The sequence below is a fragment of the Microcystis sp. LEGE 08355 genome, from assembly GCF_015207185.1.
Lineage (GTDB): Bacteria > Cyanobacteriota > Cyanobacteriia > Cyanobacteriales > Microcystaceae > Microcystis > Microcystis panniformis.
On record NZ_JADEXI010000369.1, the window covers coordinates 1 to 4,710 of the forward strand.

3 protein-coding genes and 1 pseudogene are annotated in these 4,710 nt (G+C 38.0%); 2 read left to right on the forward strand and 2 right to left on the reverse strand.

The features are described 5' to 3' along the window. Nucleotides 1–155, reverse strand: a pseudogene (locus IQ242_RS17115) (Uma2 family endonuclease); the annotation flags it as partial. Between the two features lie 58 nt (nt 156–213). After that, entirely contained in the window at nt 214–1,740 is a 1,527-nt protein-coding gene (locus IQ242_RS17120) for a bifunctional aminoglycoside phosphotransferase/ATP-binding protein (RefSeq protein WP_193960800.1), read from the reverse strand. A gap of 660 nt (nt 1,741–2,400) precedes the next feature. Between IQ242_RS17120 and IQ242_RS17125 the strand changes: the two genes are divergently transcribed. Together IQ242_RS17125 and IQ242_RS17130 are read left to right on the forward strand one after the other, a co-directional pair. Then, the gene (locus IQ242_RS17125; protein WP_002768060.1) at nt 2,401–4,224 is read left to right on the forward strand and encodes an EAL domain-containing protein; all 1,824 of its coding nucleotides are present in this window, start codon (nt 2,401–2,403) and stop codon (nt 4,222–4,224) included. A 275-nt stretch (nt 4,225–4,499) separates the two neighbouring features. Beyond that, nucleotides 4,500–4,710: helix-turn-helix domain-containing protein (locus IQ242_RS17130; RefSeq protein WP_193960801.1), on the forward strand; the 211-nt coding region annotated here is incomplete at its 3' end.

The window sequence follows — 4,710 nt, forward strand, 5'->3', positions numbered from 1 at the left end:
TCCTGATTACCACTATTTCCACCCACGGGAGGCATAATTAATAATTCTCCTTTTTGATTACGTTCTAAATTCCATGTTTGATTAGCCTGACAGAGATGATAAAATTGTTCATCGGTCAGATTAACTGCATCGATATTTAACACTACAGTTTCCATAATCGCTTCTCCTTCTTGCTGCTTTATAAGAATGGCTATATCGGTGATTCATCTCAACCTATTTACCTAATTGACTCTCTAAAAATTCTGGCCAATCGGGATTAGTAGTGTCTAGGGAAATTAGATAGGGTTGTTCCCTTTCATTAAAAGGTTCTGTTTTCTCAATTTGGGCATTTAAAACCTCGATAGTAGCATCAGAAATATCGCCTTTTCTAGCGGCAATCCGTTGTTTTAAAACTTCTATAGGTGCGTGACAATGGACAATATGAAAAGGAATCTGTAAATTTTGGGCATAGGTTAATAAGGGTTCTCGCCAAGCATATTTATCGTAGCGTGCATCGAGAATAACCGGATAACCTAAAGTTATTAAAATTCGGGCTAATTCCGCCAGTCTAGCGAAGGTTTTTTGACTCATTTCGAGACTATATATGTCTAGACTTCCTGTTTGATTTAAGTCAATTCCAGCCAAATGTTTGCGAACTGCATCGGAACGAATCTGAATAGCATTAAGATTTTTAGCAATTACTTTCCCTATGGTACTCTTACCCGATGCAGAAAATCCCGACATCAGAATTAATCTCGGTTTCTGCGGTTGTGTGTACTGCCAAGCTAATTGATAATAATCCTGTGCATCTGCTTTAATTTTCTCAGAAAAAGTGTCACCATCAAGCAGAAAACTATTGACTTTTGCCCTCACATACGCTTGTCTAGTCAGGTAGAGAGGCAAGACTTTTAAACCCTCCCAGTCGGCGGTTTGTTCTAAATAAGTATTCACCAATAAATTAGCGAAATCTTCTCTCCCCCTAGCGGTTAAATCCATGGCTGTAAAAGCAATATCATACATGACATCAACGAAGCGAAAAGATTCATTAAATTCTATGCGATCAAATAATTGTATTTCTCCCTGCCAGTGACAGATATTATTTAAATGTAAGTCTCCGTGACATTCGCGAATCATCCCTTTTATTTGTCTTTCCTCTAACCAATCTCCGTGTTCTGCGAAGAATTTATCTGTATAAGCTTTCGTTTCATCGTATTGTTTTTGGGTTTGGACAAAATTAATATATTTCTCGGTTTGTTGGTAGTTTTCATCAAAAGCTTGTTTAATAACTTCTAAATTGCCAAATTGAGTAATATAGGAATTAGTCACAGCTTGTCGATGAAATCCTGCCACTTTTTCAGCCAAAGATTTTATAGCTTTTTCCGTTAGTTCTCCCCGTTCAAAAACTTTACTCAGTAAACATTCTTGGGGAAACTGATTCATTTTTAAAATGTATTCGATCGCTTTTCCTTCTCCATTTAAACTTATGCTACCCTGTTGATCATTAATTGACAAAACTTCTAGATAGATATTATCGGCGACTTTTTTATTTAACTCTAGTTCCTGTTCTAGATAATACTTTCTCTTTTCTAAAGTGGAGAAATCTAAAAAATTATAATTAACTGGTTTCTTGACTTTATAGGCATAATCTCCTGTCAAGAAGATAATTGAAGCATGGGTTTGGATAATTTCAACGGGAATTTTGACAGAATGAGGATAAAAGTCAGGATTTTTTAATTCTTCGATTAATCGATTGCTATCCATAGCGAGAACTCCTATCGGTTGCATCTCATTTGTATAAATTTACTAGGTTGGGATTTTTCCTGGAAAACCCTCAGCTAAAATTGGCTGTTATTTCCGATTTTATCACTTAATCTTTGACTCTTGGGGGATTCTACCCCCCAAACGCTGGAAAGCATTAGCGGGAGCAAGTGGGATGCTTACACGGGATTTTCATACATTTGTACCAGTTTAAGGATGACTGATAATTGCTGATTGTCGGTAAGCTGTTGACTATCTAAATTACTCGTTAAGACCCCCTAAAAGCGGGGTCAGCTTTAAGCCAAGGAATTAGGGGTACAGTTAGTTTGAGATAATTTTGATGCTGACTATTCCTTCTTAAGTTATATTTATAAATATCCCCTCGACAGCTTGAAGATCGAACCTTTATCCAATCTTTACCATCAAAAACCGAGCATTTAGCCATGTTATCGACTATAATCGGCCTAGTACAGAATTTGAACAAGTACAAAGATTTTGGGTTACTCAGGCCTTGAAACCAGAAGATGTGACGCAATTGCCGTTAAGGAACTGTTCCGAATCACACCCAACACTTTATTGAGAAAATAAATTAAGTCAAAGACGAATAAGCCATGACTTTTTGAGGGAGCATATTAACTTATATTTTGTCGAGGTACCGAAAAAATGATTAATGGTTCATCCAATTCCCGTTATCTCCTCATTGTGGAAGATCCTCAAGGGAGAAGAACAATTACCCTAGAAGACATGAAATATTCTCTCGGCCGTAAGTCCGATAATCAAATTGTTCTTCGCTCCAAATACGCGTCTCGCTATCATGCGACTTTAATTAAAAAGAGTATTGATCGCCAAAATTTTTCCTATTGGATTCTTGATGGTGATTTAGAGGGGAATAAAAGTCATAATGGTATTTATGTCAATGGCTCTAAATGCTTGGTTCATGAATTAAAAGATGGTGATTTAATTAACTTTGGCTGTGATATAAATGCCAGTTTTCATTTAATAGCCAGTCAAGAAAAAATAGAGCAAGCACCGGTTAAAAGTTCAGGACAGCTACGAGTGGATCTGACGGAAAATGAAGCAAATTATAGCCAGGATAACCTCCACACGAAAAGTACCCTAATTCTCCATCATTCCCCATCCCAGACCATTAGTTTTGATAACAGGACTCAAGAGGAATCTTTCCTAGATATTCTCACGAATTTGCCTAACCGTTCTCTCTTTAATGAATATCTGTCAAATGCTATTAATAATGCCCAGAAAAGTAATCAAATGCTCGGTCTGTTATTAGTGGATGTAGAGCGGCTAAGAAATGTCAATAATCGACTAGGTTATCGACTGGGAGATAAGCTCTTAAAAATCGTCAGTGAACGGTTAAGAAAAAATTTGAGATCGGGGGATATAGTCGCTCGTTGGGGAGGGGACGAATTTATTATCCTGCTGCCACAAATTAATAATGCTAATGATCTGGAAAAAGTTAGTCAAAGAATTATTAAAACCCTAGAAAATAATTACGAAATCGAAAATCACTCCCTAGCCGTGCGATTAAATTTAGGTTCAGTTATCTGTCCCCCCGTCGGCACAGACAGAAAAATAATTTTACAGAAACTGGAGGAAAATTTAGTAGCGGTCAAGAATAATATCAACAATAATAACTCCAGGATAGAGTCAGTTAATGTTCACCCTAAAAATACTCGTAGTTCTAAAGTTGAATATTTTCTCTATCAGGCAATCAGAAATAATGAATTAGCTCTTTACTATCAACCGCAAGTTAATATGACTCAGGGACAAGTGGAAGGGTTAGAGGTATTATTGCGCTGGTTACACCCTCAATTCGGATTAATCGCTCCTAATCGTTTCTTACCCTTAATCCAAGAAAGCGAGTTAATCCTTGAGCTTAATCGTTGGGTACTGAAAAATGCCTGTCAACAAGCACAAATATGGCAGCAGCGAGGATTATTATACACTCCCATCTCGATCAATCTGTCCCCGCACCAATTGCGGGATCCCCAGTTGCTCACCATCCTCAAAGAAGTCTTGACTGAAACCAAAATCGGGACTTTCTTTCTGGAGATGGAAATAACCGAAACAAGTTTACTAGAAAATAGCAGCGAAACTGGTCGAATTCTTGGGGATTTGCAGGAATTGGGTATTAGTATCACCCTTGATGATTTTGGCAGCGGTTACGCATCGATCGCCTATCTCGGTCAATTTTCCGTGAAAAAACTGAAAATAGAGCAATCTTTAACGAAAAACCTGAGCAATAATCCCCAAGATACCCGTTTTATCTCGTCATTGTTGGCGATAGCGAAAAGTTTTAACTTAATAGTGATCGCCAAGGGAGTAGAAACCCAACAACAATTAGAAATCCTGCAAGAATTAGGTTGCGAGAGAATGCAAGGCAATCGCATCAGTGGCCCTCTAGCAGTGGAGGAAATGACTAAATTTCTCCACATCCACCGCAGCCTGTCAGTAATCAGTGATCAGTGATCAGTTACCAGTTATCAGCTCTGGGTTTTTAGTCAGGGGTATTAAGTGAGGAGGATGAAATAGCATTAACAGTGCTGTCCTTTCACTGATCACTGTTTACTGATAACTGATTACTGATAACTGATTTTGGTCACTGATTCCGGTATGATCTGAACAGAGAATCTAGGATCAAATACCTACTCATCGAAAATTTGGGTCTGAAACCCCGTCGTTCTACGACGGCTTTACTGTTAAATATGAGCATCGTTTACGAAATATATGCTAAAACGTGAGGTATGGAAAAAGCCTATTCGTTTCGATTTTACCCAACACCAGAACAAGAGTCGCTATTGCGGCGCACTTTGGGCTGTGTAAGATTGGTTTACAATAAAGCTCTCCATCTCAGAACACAAGCTTGGTACGAAAAGCAAGAAAGAGTAGGCTACGCTCAAACTTCTTCAATGTTGACCGATTGGAAAAAGCAAGAAGAATTAAACTTTCTCATTG